The sequence below is a fragment of the Vibrio frigidus genome (genome assembly GCF_042465995.1).
In the GTDB taxonomy this organism is placed as follows: Bacteria; Pseudomonadota; Gammaproteobacteria; order Enterobacterales; family Vibrionaceae; genus Vibrio.
On sequence record NZ_JBCDMC010000015.1, the window covers coordinates 1 to 17,833 of the forward strand.

16 protein-coding genes are annotated in these 17,833 nt (G+C 41.8%); 12 read left to right on the top strand and 4 right to left on the bottom strand.

Features of this window, described 5'->3' with window-relative positions; genetic code table 11:
• From AACW90_RS20175 to AACW90_RS20205, 7 genes are all read left to right on the top strand, one after another.
• A partial coding sequence (locus AACW90_RS20175) for a hypothetical protein (RefSeq protein WP_390238162.1) occupies positions 1-376 on the top strand: 376 nt, incomplete at its 5' end.
• Positions 376-717 carry a hypothetical protein gene (locus tag AACW90_RS20180; RefSeq protein WP_390238165.1) on the top strand — a complete coding sequence of 114 codons (342 nt, stop codon included), beginning with the start codon at positions 376-378 and terminating at the stop codon, positions 715-717. The genes AACW90_RS20175 and AACW90_RS20180, both read left to right, overlap by 1 nt.
• Before the next feature lie 32 nt (positions 718-749).
• Entirely contained in the window at positions 750-1,187 is a 438-nt protein-coding gene (locus AACW90_RS20185; RefSeq protein WP_390238167.1) for an RHS repeat-associated core domain-containing protein, read from the top strand.
• The gene (locus AACW90_RS20190; protein WP_390238170.1) at positions 1,172-1,471 is read left to right on the top strand and encodes a hypothetical protein; all 300 of its coding nucleotides are present in this window, start codon (positions 1,172-1,174) and stop codon (positions 1,469-1,471) included. The genes AACW90_RS20185 and AACW90_RS20190 overlap by 16 nt, the downstream gene beginning before the upstream one ends.
• Positions 1,472-1,843: 372 nt before the next feature.
• Positions 1,844-2,518: an RHS repeat-associated core domain-containing protein gene (locus AACW90_RS20195; RefSeq protein WP_390238172.1), complete on the top strand. Its 675-nt coding sequence runs from the start codon at positions 1,844-1,846 to the stop codon at positions 2,516-2,518.
• Positions 2,518-2,859 (top strand): hypothetical protein, encoded by a 342-nt coding sequence (locus AACW90_RS20200; RefSeq protein WP_390238175.1) that lies wholly within the window; start codon positions 2,518-2,520, stop codon positions 2,857-2,859. Before AACW90_RS20195 ends, AACW90_RS20200 begins: the two co-directional genes overlap by 1 nt.
• Before the next feature lie 31 nt (positions 2,860-2,890).
• Positions 2,891-3,106 carry a hypothetical protein gene (locus tag AACW90_RS20205; RefSeq protein ID WP_390238178.1) on the top strand — a complete coding sequence of 72 codons (216 nt, stop codon included), beginning with the start codon at positions 2,891-2,893 and terminating at the stop codon, positions 3,104-3,106.
• On the opposite strand, the gene AACW90_RS20210 is transcribed toward AACW90_RS20205, so the two are convergent.
• Positions 3,103-4,326 carry an HlyD family secretion protein gene (locus AACW90_RS20210; RefSeq protein ID WP_390238181.1) on the bottom strand — a complete coding sequence of 408 codons (1,224 nt, stop codon included), beginning with the start codon at positions 4,324-4,326 and terminating at the stop codon, positions 3,103-3,105. The genes AACW90_RS20205 and AACW90_RS20210 overlap by 4 nt on opposite strands.
• The gene (locus tag AACW90_RS20215) at positions 4,323-4,649 is read right to left on the bottom strand and encodes a DUF3302 domain-containing protein (RefSeq protein WP_390238183.1); all 327 of its coding nucleotides are present in this window, start codon (positions 4,647-4,649) and stop codon (positions 4,323-4,325) included. The genes AACW90_RS20210 and AACW90_RS20215 overlap by 4 nt, the downstream gene beginning before the upstream one ends.
• Positions 4,650-4,779: 130 nt before the next feature.
• Here AACW90_RS20215 and AACW90_RS20220 point away from each other — a divergent pair, with 130 nt between their 5' ends.
• Both AACW90_RS20220 and AACW90_RS20225 read left to right on the top strand, forming a co-directional pair.
• Positions 4,780-5,778 carry a helix-turn-helix domain-containing protein gene (locus AACW90_RS20220; RefSeq protein ID WP_390238186.1) on the top strand — a complete coding sequence of 333 codons (999 nt, stop codon included), beginning with the start codon at positions 4,780-4,782 and terminating at the stop codon, positions 5,776-5,778.
• Positions 5,779-5,880: 102 nt separating this feature from the next.
• Positions 5,881-7,194: a sensor domain-containing diguanylate cyclase gene (locus tag AACW90_RS20225; RefSeq protein ID WP_390238188.1), complete on the top strand. Its 1,314-nt coding sequence runs from the start codon at positions 5,881-5,883 to the stop codon at positions 7,192-7,194.
• Here the strand turns inward: AACW90_RS20225 and AACW90_RS20230 are convergent.
• Entirely contained in the window at positions 7,191-8,087 is an 897-nt protein-coding gene (locus AACW90_RS20230) for a LysR substrate-binding domain-containing protein (protein ID WP_390238191.1), read from the bottom strand. The genes AACW90_RS20225 and AACW90_RS20230 overlap by 4 nt on opposite strands.
• Before the next feature lie 205 nt (positions 8,088-8,292).
• On the opposite strand from AACW90_RS20230, the gene recC reads away from it, so the two are divergent.
• From recC to recD, 3 genes are all read left to right on the top strand, one after another.
• A complete protein-coding gene (recC, locus tag AACW90_RS20235) occupies positions 8,293-11,745 on the top strand; it encodes an exodeoxyribonuclease V subunit gamma (protein WP_390238194.1) in 3,453 nt (1,150 codons plus the stop codon).
• A gap of 187 nt (positions 11,746-11,932) precedes the next feature.
• On the top strand, positions 11,933-15,562 hold the full coding sequence (recB, locus tag AACW90_RS20240; protein WP_390238196.1) for an exodeoxyribonuclease V subunit beta: 3,630 nt from the start codon (positions 11,933-11,935) through the stop codon (positions 15,560-15,562).
• Positions 15,552-17,486, top strand: coding sequence for an exodeoxyribonuclease V subunit alpha (gene recD / locus AACW90_RS20245; RefSeq protein WP_390238198.1), 1,935 nt, complete (start codon positions 15,552-15,554; stop codon positions 17,484-17,486). The genes recB and recD overlap by 11 nt, the downstream gene beginning before the upstream one ends.
• 58 nt (positions 17,487-17,544) lie before the next feature.
• Here recD and AACW90_RS20250 read toward each other — a convergent pair whose 3' ends face one another.
• Entirely contained in the window at positions 17,545-17,733 is a 189-nt protein-coding gene (locus tag AACW90_RS20250; RefSeq protein WP_275134625.1) for a hypothetical protein, read from the bottom strand.
• Between the last annotated feature and the right edge of the window lie 100 nt (positions 17,734-17,833).

Consider the following 17,833-nt stretch of genomic DNA (forward strand, 5'->3'; position numbering starts at 1 on the left):
TATTACGTTATCGAGTATCTCAAATGATCTAAGTACTATTTCCAATTTAGCCGTAACAGGTGGCTTGGCAGCAGGTGGTCCAACGAACCCTGTTGGTGCTGGATTACTGGGTTTTGGAGGAGTGGCTAGCATAGGAAGCGTACTAACTGGAACATTAAGTGTCACTAAAGCGTATTTAGAAAGCGGAGATATTAATGAAACTGAGGCTGCTGCTGCATTAAACACAGGGCTTATTAATGAAGCACAAGATAAAATCGTAGATGCGTTGCCAGATAAGTATGAGGTACCAGTAAGAACAGTGATAACCGGATATGGAGTAGTGACAGGATTTATGTTTAAAGAAGCGTCTATGAATTCTAGCTGTAGTGCAAAATAATGGAAGTACGTGGGAAAGACCTGAAATTTAGAATTGCCGGAATGAGCTTGCTAGCGAGTCCCTTTATTGGTGGGATGGCGCAAAAACATGAAAATTTAACCAGCGAGGGGATTGTGGTAGGAGTAATTGTCACTTGTATTCTGCTTGTTATAAATTTGTCTAATAGTTTTTTAATTCTTCTGTGGAAGAAACACAAAAAATTTAAAAAACATTTTTTCATATCACATGCGGTTGTATTGGTGTCTTCTTTTATTTTACCGCCACCTTACGCATACATTATTGCTGGACCTTTGATTTTTTATATTGGAGACCTTTTTATCAAAAGCCTTGAAGAGTTATAGATAAAAAACTGTGTGGGCTATTTGCGCAGCTGATGCCGTATCGCTATACAGGTAAGTTTACCGATTACAGCACAGGCTTGGTGCAAATGGACAGTCGTTGGTACAACGGCCACAACGGTCGGTTTATCCAACCAGACAACTGGAACCTGCGCAACACGCATCTACCGAAAGCGGTGCAACATGAGCTAATGCAATTTACGGGAGTGAATACTCAGCAACTGCTCAACGACCCAAGCCAACAGATGGCTTATGGTTATGTGCGTGGCAATCCGTTGAAGTATGTGGATCCGTATGGGTTGTATCTCAATCCATTTAACAGAGATACGACACCAGATATTACGTTATCGAGCATCTCAAATGATCTAAGTACTATTTCCAATTTAGCCGTAACAAGTGGCTTGGCAGCAGGTGGTCCAACGAACCCTGTTGGTGCTGGATTACTGGGTTTTGGGGGGTGGCTGGTGGTGTAAGTATAGGGACTGGGATAGCAAATACTATTGGTGATGTTCTTGATAGGGGTAATATTAATGAGACATCTACTGCTGGTACTTTAAATTCTGTGTTAATTAAGGAAGGGGAGAAACAATTATTAGAAGCTCTACCAAGCAAATATGAGGTACCAGTAAGAGCTGTAACCACTGTATATAGCTCGGTGACAGGTATGATGTTTAATGAGGCCAACCGCAATTCAGGGTGGCCCAAAGAGCAACATCAAGTCGAGCTTGAATCGAATAGAGGGTGTACTAAAGAATAATGGAGATTAAAGGGAAAGATATTACATTTCAACTCGCTGGGCTCTCGTTGCTCTATGCTCCTGTGATTGGAGGGATATTTCAGAAATTTATGGATTTATCTATAAGTACAATAATCACCACAATTTTAGTGTCAACAATTATATTACTGATAAATATTTCTAATAATTTTTTACATATTTTATGGAAAAGACATGATATTTTTAAAAAAATTATATTCGGTCGCACTTGATTGTTTGTTTCTTATCATTTGTTGCTCCAACATCATATATATTTATAATTGTGATTCCATTGTATTTGTATATTGGGAACCTTGCGATAAAAAGCCTTGAAGAATTATAGGTAAAAAACTGTGAGGGGAGTTTGCGCAGCTGATGCCGTATCGTTACACCGGCAAGTTCACCGACTACAATACAGGCTTGGTGCAATTGGACAGTCGTTGGTACAACGGCCACAACGGGCGGTTTATCCAACCAGACAACTGGAACCTGCGTAACACGCATCTACCGAAAGCGGTACAACATGAGTTAATGCAATTTACGGGAGTGAATACACAGCAACTGCTCAACGACCCAAGCCAACAGATGGCCTATGGTTATGTACGCGGGAATCCGTTGAAGTATGTGGATCCGTATGGGTTGTACCTCAATCCATTTAATAGAGATACAACACCAGATATGACGTTATCGAGCATCTCAAATGATCTAAGTACCATCTCCAATTTAGCCGTAACAGGTGGCTTGGCAGCAGGTGGTCCAACGAACCCTGTTGGTGCTGGATTATTGGGTTTTGGAGGAGTGGCTGGTGGTGTTTCTGTGGTAGCGGGAGCGTTGAGTGTAACAAATGAATATTTTGAAGGTGGAAAGGTCGATGAAATTAAGTCAGTAAGTTTAACAAATGCAGTAGTTGTCAAAGAATTACAAGATAGGATGGTAGATGCATTACCAAATAAATATGAGGTGCCAGTGAGATCAGTGATAACCGGATATGGAGTAGTGACAGGGTTTATGTTTAAAGAAGCATCTATGAATTCAAGTTGTCCAAAATAATGGAAGTACGTGGGAAAGACCTGAAATTTGGAATTGCTGGGATGAGCCTATTAGTTGGACCTTTTATTGGTGCTTTGGTGCAGAATAATGCGCCTGTAAGTAATGAAGGCATATTTGTGGTGTTGCTAGTGATTTTTATTCTTCTAGCAATAAATCTCTCCAATGATTTTCTGGTTATTTTATGGAAGAGACATAAGAAATTTAAAAAGCATTTTCTTATATCTCATTTAGTGGTGACGATGCCATCTTTGTTAGTACCTGCACCTTACGCTTTTATTTTGGTGGTTCCGTTATATATCTACATTGGTGACCTTGCGATAAAAAGTCTTGAAGAGTTATAGGTAAAAACTGTGAGGGGGATTTGCGCAGCTAATGCCGTATCGCTATACAGGTAAGTTTACTGAATACAGCACAGGCTTGGTGCAACATGAGCTAATACAATTTACTGGTGTTAATACTCTGCAACTGCTTAACGACCTAAGCCAACGAATGGCGTTTAAAACCATCAATGAAATACTCAATAATTATAATGCCAGCCAGTTGATTAAACTGGCTGGCATTATAATTTTAAACGAGTCTCTTTTCTAGATAGAGTAGAAGTAATAAACCTGTGATTTCATTCTAATGATTATTCCACGAATAATATCGAGGAAAGAGAGGAATGTAATTGGCTTTTCAGCACTTACCCATGCCAATCCTACCGAACCAACGGGAATATCGTAGCCTTCTGGTTCTTCAATCTTTAGCCTTACAAAGTGATGCTTATTTTGTAGGTTTTTACCCGTTGTTGCGCGAACTGAGTCGTCAAAACCGGTCAGTGAACCCTGCGATTCTCCGGTCGCTTCTACTATGCCTTCTACCTCAGCTGAAAATACTTTACCCGGATAGACGGCAGACGCGAACTCTGCAGTTTGCCCTGCTTTTACATTGCGAATAGCTTGGTGGTTAACTCGCATAAGTACATATTTTTCATCGGTATACATTTGCAAGCGAGGCATGGTTGAGACGCGTTGCCCTTCACGTAGAATAAAGTTTGTTACAAAGCCGTCTGTTGGTGCCTTTACAATCGTACTATCTAGATCCCATTGAGCCTTAGCCACTGCTTGTTTTGCTGAAGAGATATCATTTTGACGACTTGTCACGTTGAGCTCGGCTTTGTCAATGTTGAGTTTTGCTTTCTCGACATCAAGTCTTATAGAAACGAGTTGTGACTTCTGAGTTGAAACCTTCTGTTTTGATAGCTCTAAAGCTGTTGCCTGTTTATCAATGTCACTTTCTGTAATGGTGTGATTCACCGCTTTGTTTTGTTCTACATACCGCTTAAGCGTTTTCTCTTGAAGTTTCTGGTCGGCCTGTGCCGCTGCAATCTGAGACTGCGCCGTTTCAATTTCTTGTAGGCTCGCGGTGTGATTTGCTTCGGCAATGACGACCTCTTGTAGCGCGGTATTCAATGCTGACTCTGTCGTGATCTGTTGAACCTTCGCTTGGTTCAGCGCAATGATAAAAGACGTATTGTCGATCTCATAAATCAGCTGATCTTTTTCAATCTTCTGATTAGGACTAATGTGAATCTTGGTGGTCTTGCCCTTCACATTAAGCGAATCAGGGCGTAGTTGAATATGGGGTGCCTGCACCACAGAGCCACCGGATAGGTCCATCGGGGCATAATTAATAAGCCCAACCCAAACAAACATTAGCCACATCACACCACCAAGGTAGGAGAATACTTTTGAATAACTATTCCACGGCATACCTACCAATCTGAGTAGGTAAATAAAGAGTGCCCAAATGGCTAAACCTTCAATCATGATTCAATTTCCTCTTTATTTGCGGGGGCGGGAGAGTGTTTCCATGTATCCCTTAAATTTATGACCGCTTTTTCGATATCAACGAAGGCGATGATTACGGCAATTACCCATACCCAATGCCAAATAAATCCAATCCAGGTGAGTGCGGTAATCAATCCAATTTGTTGGTGGTTTCGACTATGAGCTTTATTTATAGGCATCTCGTGAAAGCGCCAAAAACCATATATAGCTGCAGCTACGCTAGCGATTAGTACTACCCCCGCAACAACATGTAGTGCAGTATCGGCTCCTGTACCCACAAAGGGGACACTCAATAAACTCATCTCGATTCCTCATTAAAAACTGATGGTTCCATAATGAATGACGTTAGAGTTATTAGTTTGGAAAATAACAGATTTGTTCAATATTGAGCTATTATTGATTAGATCTGTTTATTGTTTTAGGGTGATATAAATGCAAAATCGATATTTTTCGCGGGCTATGATGCAATCAGGTTTGTACCGTAAAGCAATAGAGACCTATGGGCAGGCTGTCAATGAACTGAATTTACCAAAAAAAGTATTTGCTGAACCAATGAATTTGATTCCAGTGGCAGAGGTGAGTACATGGTATTTAGAGTTAGAAAAACTAACCAGTGATCCTGATTTCGTTATTAAAATGATTAAGGATGAGACGCTCGACAGAATGGGGGCGATCAGCCATTGGATCTTTTCTGGCAGCGATTTGGCTACAACCATTCGTAGAATAAATACAGGCATAAGCTGTTTGCAATCTGGTGCCTTTTTGGCAGGAGAAAAGGTTGGCCCGTTGCTAAAGTGGGTTTATGAAAATCCCTCGGTAGACGCGAAGGCAAAAACCCATGATAGTGTGCGGATTGCCGTTTTTATGACAAAGGTTCTGCGCCGTTATTTGGGGACAGGTTTTAACCCTATACGAGTTATGCTTCCGGGATCCGGTCGAAACCTTGGTATATATCAAGATTACTTTCAATGCGATATTGGTTGGAATCATAACAAGGCGGAAGTTTGGTTTAATGCTCATGAAAGGTTTACGCTTTCTCACGTTAATGTATCGACTAAGGGGCCGTTAGCTATGAGCTTTACAGATTTGGACGACCTTCTGAACATGCCTGACCCAGCCGATGAAATAAAGGTTATCTACGAGACGATTAATTATTCTCGTCATTTAGGAGTACCTAGTGTCGATAATGTGTCTAGATTATTGGGCTTGTCAAATCAGCAGTTCAGTCGGCGCCTGCATTCTTTAGGTATTAATTTCACCACAATATCCAGTTATGTGCTGAGTAATTTAGCGGTTAACTTATTTATTCGAGGGTATTCGATCGAGCAGGTCTCGGCGAGCCTCGGCTATACCCATGTCGCGAGTTTTAGCCGTATGTTTAAAAACAACAGAGGCCTTACCCCCATTCAGTTTTTGGATAGGCAGCATTAGTTAGACCTTACCACGCTTTTAGGCTTAAAAATGGCGACGAATCTTGATTAAAACAGGGGTAAGCATATAACCTTTGATAAGAGGTCGATGGAGGGAGAATACATGAAGCTAAAAAAGTGCCATGGGAACAAAAATCAAAACGTTGTAAGTCATTGTCTACTTGACGACCTGGCGGATGCTATCTACCTTATCGAACCTGAAACCTCCAATGTATTGTATGTGAATCAAACGGGCTGTGATTCACATGGCATGACTCGTGACGAAGTGCTTTATCAATCCGTAATGAGCTTGCAAGAAGATGTCATTAGTCAACCACAATGGACAGAAATCGCGGAGACCATTTCTCAGTCTGAAGAACCCTATTTGTTTCTTGGTCGTCATAAACGCAAAGATGGTAGTGTCTTTCCTGTCGAAGTAAGAACGAGCAATATTCACCGTGATGGTAAACATCTTTTTCTTTCTATCGCGCGTGATATCACGACTCGAGCAATGATAGATGAAGAGCTTAAAGGTCATCAACACAGTTTATGGTACGCATTGAATGACGCGACTGATGGGATATGGGAATGGAATATACAAACCGATGAGATATATGTCAGTCCTAAGCTAAAACAGATGAGAGGGTATGGCCCTCAAGAACCTATTTCCGATGTAAATTTCTGGAAAGAGGGGATACACCCCGACGATCTTGAACAGGTATTTGCTTTATTGAATGAGCACCTTAAAGGAAACTTGGATAAGTTTGAGGCTAGGTATCGTCTGAAAACCCGAGCTGGACACTATATTTGGGTGCAGGATAAAGGGAAAGTGAGTGAGTATGGACAGAACGGTGCCCCCTTGGTTGCTGTTGGTATGGTTCAGAACATAACAGAACAAGTTAAACTGCAACAACGTTTGGAAAATCAAGCCTCTACAGATGAATTAACCGGCGCTTTTAATCGCCGAGTCTGCAAAGAAAATATTGAAAATAGAATTATTGAATCAAAAAAAGAGAACAGCGAATTCTCTATAGCTTTAGTAGATATAGATCACTTTAAATTGATTAATGATGAATTTGGCCACTCAGCGGGCGATATGGTGCTGAAAGCATTGGTGGAGCGAATAGATCGATTTTTAGGTAAAAAAGGTATTCTATACCGTTGGGGAGGGGAGGAGTTTGTATTGTTTTTCCCATCGCTCGATAGCCATGAAGCACTAAAAAATCTTGAACTCTTGCGAGAAGAAATTGCGAAATCTACCGGTGTTCTACCACTTAGCGTAGACAATGAGTTGACGGTCAGTGTCGGTATCGCAAGCTATCCCCATCATGGGACTACGCTAGGGAAATTAATACAAAGTGCCGACATTGCAATGTATACGGCAAAGGCAAAAGGACGGAATCGAATAGAAATATCAACGAAGGATGGGTCTAATTAGTCTATTTTTATTCCCTGATAGTGTAGGCAAAACTCTATAAACTTCTGAACCAAAGGGCTTTGGTATTTATCGTTGTGAACGATTAGCCAATAGTCTCGCTTCGTGGTTAAAGGAAAGTCTAAACAGACGACTCGACCATCTTTAATAGCGGACTGAATGGAAAGCTGAGAAAGACATGCTAAACCTAGATTGGCAGATGCGGCATTGATTATCGCTTCGGTAGTGTTGAGTTCAAAAGATTCCTTCCAATGTGTTAAATTAGCGGCTAAATGTTTGATGAAATACTCTCTGGTGCCAGACCCCGGTTCGCGAAGTAACCACGCCTGTTTCTCCAGTTCTTGCAGTGTAATGCCTCGATGTCTTGCCAAAGGGTGTGTGGGGGACGCAACAATCACCATATTGTCAAAAAACCACGGGGTAGCCTTAATATTACTCTGCTTCAACTCGCCTTCAATTAATCCGACGTCCAATTCGAAATCGATAAGTTTCTGACCGACCTGTTCCGTATTGGCAATGACGAGTGTCTGATTAAAGTGATTGTACTTTTCTCTAAAACGACTGAGCAACAAAGGAACCACTTGGTTCCCGACGGTGTTACTTGCGCCAATGTGTAAGTGACCGATTAACGTATTACCCGAGACAAAAAGTTGCTCTATATTGTTGGCACGACTGATAAGCTCGTCAGCTAATGGTAGCAACAACTGGCCTTGTTGGTTGAGGACCAAACGGTTATTAACTCTATCAAACAGAGTATGGCCTAGTTGTTTTTCTAATTCGCCTAAAGAGAGACTTACGGCCGCTTTCGATAAACAAAGCGATCCCGAGGCAGCAGAGAGGGTCCTATGCTGGGTTATGGCAATAAACACATTGAGTTGCTTTAGAGATATGTTCATAATTTTTTAAATAGAAAGGATAAAAGGTTAAGAATTTTTAAACTATAATATGCGAGTGGATAATTCGCTATCTATTAATCTATCTTATTGATTGCCAATGACAAGGCTTTGACTTGAAGTGTTATCTTGAGCTTACTTGGTAATGGTAGTTATGCTAATCTGATTCAAGCGTTATCTAACTGCCCTAATGGATAGAGGACCTTCCTTGTTTACCGTTTATCACTCTAATCAAATCGATGTGCTTAAGTCTCTCCTTGCGGAGTTAATACGAGCGAACCCGTTGGACAATCCGTTCGATACGGAGCAGATCTTGGTGCAGAGCCCGGGGATGTCTCAGTGGCTCAAGATCGAATTAGCAAAAGAGCTCGGAGTCGCAGCAAATATTGAGTTCCCATTGCCTGCAACATTTATCTGGAATATGTTTGTTCAGGTGTTAGATGAGGTCCCGGTCAAGAGTGCGTTTAATAAAGAGTCGATGACTTGGAAGTTGATGCATATATTACCCAAGTTATTGGACAGCCCTGACTTCATTCAATTGAGAAGTTATTTGGTTAACGATGATGATCAGTCCAAACTCTACCAGTTATCGGAAAAAATCGCCGATATCTTTGACGGTTATTTAGTTTATCGGCCCGAATGGATAGCGATGTGGGAACAAGATAAAGAGGTGTTGGAACTGAATGACGAACAGCCATGGCAGAAAGTTTTGTGGCAAGCGCTGTATGATCATACCGTCGATTTGGATCAATCTCCCTACCACAGAGCCAACCTTTATGAGCATTTTATAGAGACATTAGAGCAGTATACGGGTCGCTTGAAATCTATGCCCAAGCGTTTATTTGTCTTTGGTATCTCTTCTATTCCACCGCGTTATATGGATGCATTGGCCGCATTGGGTCAACATATGGATGTACACCTGATGTTTACTAACCCGAGTCGTTATTATTGGGGAGAGGTAAGGGACCGTAAATATCTAACAAGGTTAGCGATGAAAAATCGCCAGCATATCGAGTGGAAAGAAAGTCCCGAATCGCCAAATTCTTATGAGCTTTTAGGGGAATCAGAACAGCTCAAGCAACCGATTGATGACGATGAACTCAATACTCTTCACACCGAGGTTATCGGAAACGGTTTACTGGCATCATTGGGTAAACTGGGCCGAGACAATATGTTTCTGCTGTCCCAACTTTCGTCCAATGAAATAGAAGCCTTTGTTGAGGTGAATCGAGATAATCTACTGCATCAAATTCAGGCGGATATTCTAAACCTTGAAGAGAGACAAGATGATCAAAAGCTCCACTCTAGTCACCATAAAAATCAGATAAACAACACGGATAGCTCTGTAACACTGCATGCTTGTCATAGCCCAATGCGAGAAGTGGAAGTACTGCACGACCGATTGCTCAAGATGTTTGAAGATAATCCGGAACTCAAGCCACGTGATATTATCGTGATGGTGGCGGATATTAATACTTATAGCGCGGCAATTCAGGCTGTTTTTGGTAATGCACCGGGCAAACGCTATATCCCATTTTCAATTTCTGATAGGAGTGCCTCTCAAGAGAGCCCAATCCTGAATGCTTTTATCCGTTTGCTTACACTACCAGATAGCCGCTGTAGTGCGTCTGAGGTTCTTGAATTACTTGAGACACCAGAAATTCTTTGCCGATTCTCTTTAAGTGATAATGAATTTGAGAAGGGCAAACGTTGGGTAGAGGAAACGGGTATTCGTTGGGGGCTTGATAGTACGACTGGAGCCGAGTTTGATCTTCCAGAGACCAAGCAAAACACCTGGTTGTTTGGTATTCAACGCATGCTACTGGGGTATGCGATGCATCAAAGCATCAGTGTTTATGAAACCTCTAATCAATCTATTGCGCCATATAATGAAGTACAAGGAATGGACGCGGAAATAGCCGGAAAATTCGCCCATTTTATTGATCGTATTACCTCCTACCGCCGTGAACTTGCTCAGACTCGATCAATAGGGGATTGGCAAGCACTGCTCTACCGTCTAATCGATGATTTTTTTCTAGTAGAATTAGAAGGTGAGGTGGCACTAAAATCTATTCGTGATGCGTTGCAACAATTGGCGACGCAACTCTCCGACGCCAACTATTTGCAACCCCTTTCACCCACTATATTGGTGGATTATTTACAATCCAAACTCTCGGCTTCACGTGTTAGCCAGCGTTTTCTTGCTGGCCAAGTCAATTTTTGCACATTGATGCCTATGCGCTCCATTCCATTTGAAGTCGTTTGCCTTCTAGGTATGAATGATGGTGTTTATCCTCGTGCGATGCCACAAGACGGGTTAGATTTGATGAATAAACGGGCGAAGGTGGGTGACCGCTCTCGACGTGATGATGATAGGTATCTGTTTTTGGAAGCATTGCTGTCGGCTCAAAGTAAGCTCTATATAAGCTATGTTGGACGTTCAATTCAAGATAATAGTGAGCGTTCTCCTTCAATCCTTGTTTCTGAACTTCTAGATTATTGCGGACAAAACTTCTGTTTAGTCGGAGAAGAAAATACAAACAACGATGACTCTGCCTGCTCGTTAATAAGTAACTTAACGACACATTACCCTATGGTTCCGTTTAGTGAGAAAGCATTTGGTATTGAATATCAAAGCTATGTTAGCGAATGGCTTCCTTCGGCCAAAAGAGACGGGCATAAGGCAGAACAATTTATACAACCTTTACCCGATTATCGTGATATTGCCGAGCAACCAGAGCACCTTCCATTAGCTGAGTTGCAACGTTTTTGGCGACTACCTGTTCAGTACTTTTTTAATCGTCGACTCAAGGTGTTCTTTGAAGAGTTTGGTCGAGCGACAGAGGATGACGAACCTTTTCTGCTTAATAATTTGCAGAGCTACAACCTGAGAGATGAACTCTTACATTCATTGCTTAAAGCCAAACTAGACAATCAAGATGAAAATACGGTTTACCAAAACTTTGTTCAACAGCAACGGGCGAAAGGTGGCTTGCCAGTTGGTGCATTTGGCGAATTGGAACTGAGTGTTAATCGAGAAAAAACAGATAAATTGGTGGATGAATTATTGTTTCTTTGCCAAACACCACTAGGCGATATAGAAGTCGACCTGCGGATAGAGCTGGATGACTGGAAGGAAGCTATCAACCTTAATGGTTGGATATCGGGTCACTATCAATCCGGGTTAGTTCGTTATCGCAGCGGTAGAATTCGTAGTCAGGATCTACTTCTAGCTTGGATAGATCACCTCTGTTTGGCAGTAGTAGGAGAGCATAAAAAAACACACCTAATCGGTTTTAATGACAAATCTGGGCTAGAACATAAAGTCATTCTTCCTGTCGACAAACCGCAAGCTAAATTATGGCTAGTTGAATTGGTGCAGTATTATTTTAATGGCCTAAATCAACCGTTAGCGTATTTTCCTAAAACAGCGTTAATCGGTATGGAGAGGCTGGTTTTAGGGAAAGAAGACGGTGATGTCAAAATGGCGAACACGTTTAACGATGGTTATCAGTTTAGTGGTGAAGGGAGTAACCGATATATTCATCGAGTATGGCCAGAATGGAATGAATCACTGTACCAACAGGTTTCTGTACTTGCCAGTGATGTGTTATTAAGTGTACTGAATCAGACACAAGATAGTGAAAATGTAGAGGTATAAAAGTCAATGAAAGGGAAAAGAATGTAGGGTGGCCGTCCGCAAATCATTATTATTTGTAGGGCGTTTACAGTACGGCCACAATGGCCAGAGGGACCATAAATTCTTTGAACAGATATTAACCGTAAACCATACGCTTAACCGTGATTGTGATCGCGCTAATTGTAACTGATAACCGAGAAATTGAACTATGCCGCAAACCTTAAACACGATGAGCTTTCCACTACATGGAGCAAGGTTAATTGAAGCCTCTGCAGGTACAGGGAAAACCTTTACCATCTCTGGTTTGTACCTGCGATTGCTTTTAGGGCATGGTGATCAGGAGAGCCGTCATACTTCGCCATTAACCGTGGACCAAATATTAGTGGTTACTTTTACGGAAGCGGCGACGGCAGAGTTGAGAGAACGCATTCGAAGTAAGATTCATGACGCAAGAATTGCATTTCTAAGAGGCGAGAGCAACGATCCGGTTATAAAGTTATTGCTCGAGCAACTCCCTGATACTAAACAGGTGATATCGGTATTACTAAATGCCGAACGTCAAATGGACGAAGCGGCAATCTTCACTATTCATGGATTTTGTCAACGAATGTTAACGCAAAATGCATTTGAATCTGGTAGTCGTTTCAACAATGAATTCATCACGGATGAAAGTAAACTAAAAGCCCAAGTGGTCGCCGATTATTGGCGCCGAAATTTTTATTCTCTTTCGCTTAATCTCGCTAATGAAGTGCGCACCATTTGGCGCGAACCGGAGTTACTTCTTAAGGATATTTCTACCCAATTAACCGGCGTTCCGGTTACTCTTACTGTGGAAGCGATGGAAGATACGTTGGAAGCGCTTCACCTTAAAAATCTTGCTCTGATAGAGTCGCTCAAAGCGTTCTGGAAAGAAAGTGTTGAAGATATTCCTCAAATAATAAACGACTCCGATGTAAGTAAGCGCTCATTTACAAAAAAGAATTTACCAGCCTGGATTAACGAGATTTCTCAATGGGCAGAAAACCCAACAGAAGGGTACCAGTGCCCAGATAAGCTAGAGAAATTCACTCAAGAATTTTTGATAGAAAAAACACCGGAAAATAAAGTCATTCCAGATCACCCTCTTTTTGCTTATGTGAGTAGGTTTATTGCGAATAAACCCAGTATCAAAGAGCCACTTTTGGCGCACGCAATTCAGGTGTGTAGAGATAACTTGCAACAGATAAAGCAAGAGAGGCACTGGCTCTCATTTGATGACCTCTTAACCAACCTTTCTGCTGCCATTGACACGGATGAACAAGGAAATCTTACCGCAAGGATACGTCACCTTTTTCCCGTCGCGATGATCGATGAGTTCCAAGATACCGACCCACTACAGTACAGTATTTTCAGCCGTATCTACCTTTCTAATCCAGAATCTGGCTTATTAATGATAGGGGACCCCAAACAAGCGATTTATGGCTTTCGGGGCGCAGATATTTTTACCTATATTCGAGCAAGGAATGAGGTGGCGGATCACTACACGTTGGATATCAATTGGCGGTCTAGTGCAGATATGGTTAATGCGACTAATGGTATTTTTACTCAAGCCAATTCTCCCTTTGTGTATGATAACGACATCCCTTTCTACCCTGTTAACCCGAGCCCAGATGCAGAAAATCGCAGTTGGTGGTTAGACGGGGTTAAACAAAAAGCATTGACCTACTGGCTACAAGAAACAGACGAACCAGTTGCAAAGACCGACTACACAAACAGCATGGCTGTGGGGACCGCAGAAAAAATTAGCCAGATATTGCAAAGCAGTGATGAGGCCTATTTTTTGGATTCAAAAGGACAGAGAAAGTCGATACAAGCCGGTAATATTGCAGTTTTGGTAAGAACGGGAAGTGAAGGTCAACTCGTTCGACAAGAATTAGCGAAAAAAGGGGTGGCGAGTGTCTATCTCTCTAATAGGGATAGCGTATTTAAGAGTGCGATGGCGAGTGCCATACTGCGTTTACTACAAGCGGTGCTTTACCCAGAAGATGAGCGGATTTTACGAGCGGCATTGGCCTCTGATGTTCTCATGAAAAGTAGCAGAGCGCTTGATAATCTGAATGAAAATGAGATCGAGTTAGAAGCGAAGATTAACGCGTTCAAGGCATTTCGAGTCGTTTGGCAGCAAAGAGGTGTTATGCCTATGCTTCGAGCGATAATGTCGGCAGAAGGGATTGGTGAAAATCTATTAGCGCAGGAATTTGGAGAGCGATTAATAACCGATTTTTTGCATCTAGCGGAATTATTGCAACAAGCAAGTTTAACGTTAGATAGTGATCATGCGTTGGTTCGTTGGTTTACTGAGTCAATTCAAGACATTCAGCAGGGTGGTTCAGCGGGTGATGAACAGATTCAAAGGTTAGAGTCGGAAAGAAACCTAGTACAAATTGTTACTATCCATAAATCGAAGGGGTTGGAATATGATCTGGTCTTTTTGCCGTTTGCTTCAGCGTATAGAGAATCGAAAAACGGTCAATATTATGATCAACAGCTTGAAACCACTTTTCTAGATATCACCTTGCAACCCACGTCAGTTGCCTTATCAGATAAAGAACGTTTAGCGGAAGATTTACGCCTTTTATATGTGGCGATTACTCGCGCAGTATATGGTTGTTTTGTTGGTATTGCTCCGTTGAGGAAAGGTCGTTCTAGAAAAGATCCAACCGGTGCACACTTAAGTGCCGTTGGTTACCTTCTTCAGAATGGAGAGGAGAGTTCCACTGCTGAGTTTGAAAGTACCGCTTACAGCCAAGTAGCAAAGCATCAAGAGCTCATGGTTATCAGCCACATACCTGAAATGATTGATAATAGAACACAGGCCGACGTAGTAGAACAGATAGAGCTTTTTGATCATAGTGATCTAAAAGAACATAGTGATCTAAATGCTCGTATTATGCATAGAGATATCGACAAAAGTTGGCGAGTCACTAGTTACTCTGGGCTCGTTAAACAAGGGCACAGTAAAATCGATACCAGTGCTCAATTTGAGATAGAGACTCAATCGACGGGTCTCGATATTGATTCAGCTGAAGATAAAGATGAATTGCCGATAGATGAGCCAGAAGCCACTATTTTTAACTTTCCGCGAGGTGCTAGACCTGGGACATTCTTACACACCATTTTTGAAGAAATTGATTTTACACTGCCAGCGACCAGTGATGAAACCAGTAAGATAGTATCTGAATTGTTGCAAGTAGAGCAGTATGAAGAGAAATGGTTACCTATCTTACAAGGCATGATAGATACGGTATTGTCGGCCCGGTTAGACGGCATGGCGTTACAACTTTGCGATAAAGATAGCTCAAGAAAGCTCGTTGAAATGGAATTTTTGCTGCCAATTAAACACCTCTCGTCAGTGTTATTTAATGACTTAAGTAAACAATACGATCAACTATCCCAGAAAACGGACGAATTAGGGTTTAGTGATGTGCAGGGGATGCTGAAAGGATTTATCGATCTCGTGTTTGTTCACGAAGGGAAATACTATATTTTAGATTGGAAGTCGAACCATCTTGGGGATGAAAACGCGGCTTATCAAGAAGGCGCACTACAGCAAGCGATGATCGATCATCGATATGATTTCCAATATCAAATCTATGCACTTGCCCTTCATCGGTTTTTGCGTAATCGAATTGCCGACTACCAGTATGACAAACATTTTGGTGGGGTTTACTACCTATTTCTGAGAGGCATTGATGACAGCGGAAATGGTATTTTCTTTAGCAAACCAGACGCTGAATTTCTAGATCGGTTTGATAGCTTGATCGATGGCAAGCGAGTAGAGGTTGAAAATGCTAAGTAATCTGGAAACCTTAAGCGCAAAAAATAGCATCAGACAGTTGGATGTTCAGTTTGCACGGTTTATTCATTCTATAGAGACGCAATACGCTGATGAAGTGGCTTTTATATCCGGTATTGTTAGCAATGAACTGTCTAAAGGCCATATATGTATCAAGATCAGTGAACTCAATTTTATAGAGATGTTAGGGCTTTATGGTCACGCTTCTGAGTCACTTTTGTCAAATCTCGACGGGGTCGACTGGCAAGCGGTATTAACCGAGGCGTCTTGTGTCGGTGATGATATTGATAACCAAAATCAACCTCTTATATTTGATGGGCAGAGACTTTACTTACAGCGATATTGGTATTATGAACAGTTTATCGCGACCAAGCTAAATATGTTGGCAGAACCAATATCATTTTCAGATCAGGAGAGCGATACCCTATCTAAAAGACTCACTGATCTTTTCCCTGACGTGGGATTGCAGTCCAATGAAATTAACTGGCAAAAAGTGGCGGTTGCGGTTGCTTTAAGCCGTCGACTGTCCGTTATTTCTGGGGGCCCGGGAACAGGAAAAACGACCACAGTAGTGAAATTACTTTCGGCTTTGATTGAACACGGTATTCAGAAAGACAATATCCCGAAGATAAAACTAGTGGCTCCGACGGGTAAAGCGGCCGCACGCTTAACTGAATCGATAAGTGGTGCCGTTAAAACGTTAGCAATTAATAGTGAGACCAAATTACTAATACCGAGCAACGCGAGTACCATTCATCGACTATTGGGTGCGATACCGAATCGAGCTGAGTTCAGACACAATAAGAGTAATCCATTGCATCTCGATCTTCTCGTTGTGGATGAAGCATCGATGGTCGACCTTCCATTGATGGCGAAGCTTCTCGAAGCATTGCCAGAGCATGCACGGCTCGTATTGCTGGGTGATAAAGACCAGCTTGCTTCTGTAGAGGCAGGTGCGGTACTTGGGGATATCTGCTCATTTTTAGATGATGGTTATAGCGAGGTGCAAACTAAGTTACTGTCGAGATTAACTGGCATCGAGAAAAGCGAACTGTCACCACATAAACAAAGAACAGAATCAACACGTCTATCAGATAGTTTATGTATGCTCAGAAAAAGCTATCGGTTTGATGAAAGCTCGGGTATCGGTGTTTTGGCCAAAGCGATAAATGCGGCGGATATACCTAAGGTGAAGGCGGCATTACAGCACGGATATCAAGATATAAAATATGACCCGTTAACGACAGAAAACTATCAGGAAATGATCGCCTTTCTCGTAGCGGAATATTCAGGCTATCTTAATTGTGTTCAACACGCGGCGGGAATTGAGTCTGATTTAATAGAATCACACGCCCTAGAGGCGCTTTCTCTGTTCTCAAACTGTCGACTGCTCTGCGCTATTCGAGAAGGGGATTTTGGGCTGTCAGGATTAAATCAACACGTAGAGAAAGCGCTGAATAGCGCTCGAATTATTCAAAGTCGTCATGATCTTTGGTATGTGGGACGCCCTGTGATGATTACTCGAAATGACCATGCCTTGGGATTGTTCAACGGTGATATAGGTATCACAATGCTGGTTTCTGAAAAAGATGAATCTGGAGAATTGCACCGCTATTTAAAGGTTTACTTTGAGCTGCCTGATGGGAGCGTAAAAGCGGTGTTACCGAGCAGGATCCCAGAACACGATACCGCTTATGCAATGACAATTCATAAATCGCAAGGGAGTGAGTTCCCTACGACCGTGATGGTCTTACCCAGAACTTATTCACCAATATTAACGAAAGAGCTTATCTATACTGGTGTGACGCGGGCAAAAAATAAGTTATTTATTGTGGCGGATAATACAGTGTTATTAAAAGGGATAAGGAGAAAAACACAGAGGTTAAGCGGGTTGCAGCAAAGACTGAAAATATCTGAGGTTAAGTAAAAATAAAGGCTAAGTATCAACTTAGCCTTTATTTTTAGATAGATTCAATGTTTTTTGTCTACATTCTCTCAGAAACGGTTTCCGAAAAGGAGACATGTTGTATGCTGTGTCGTCTCTGACAATGCATAATCATTGTCTTAACACTATCGTTTGCAGGGAAAACGCAGTGTACATTTAATCCGTTAAGAAAATTATTTTCGGCCATGTCTAAAAAACTTTGAACCGAATTACAAATGATAGTTTTCATAAAAAGTGCTCATCAGAATGATCCTTCAATTTTCAATTAATTATATTAGTCTAGAAAACTGAATCCTTGAGCCAACTGGACCCGCGCATAGTAGCAGTCA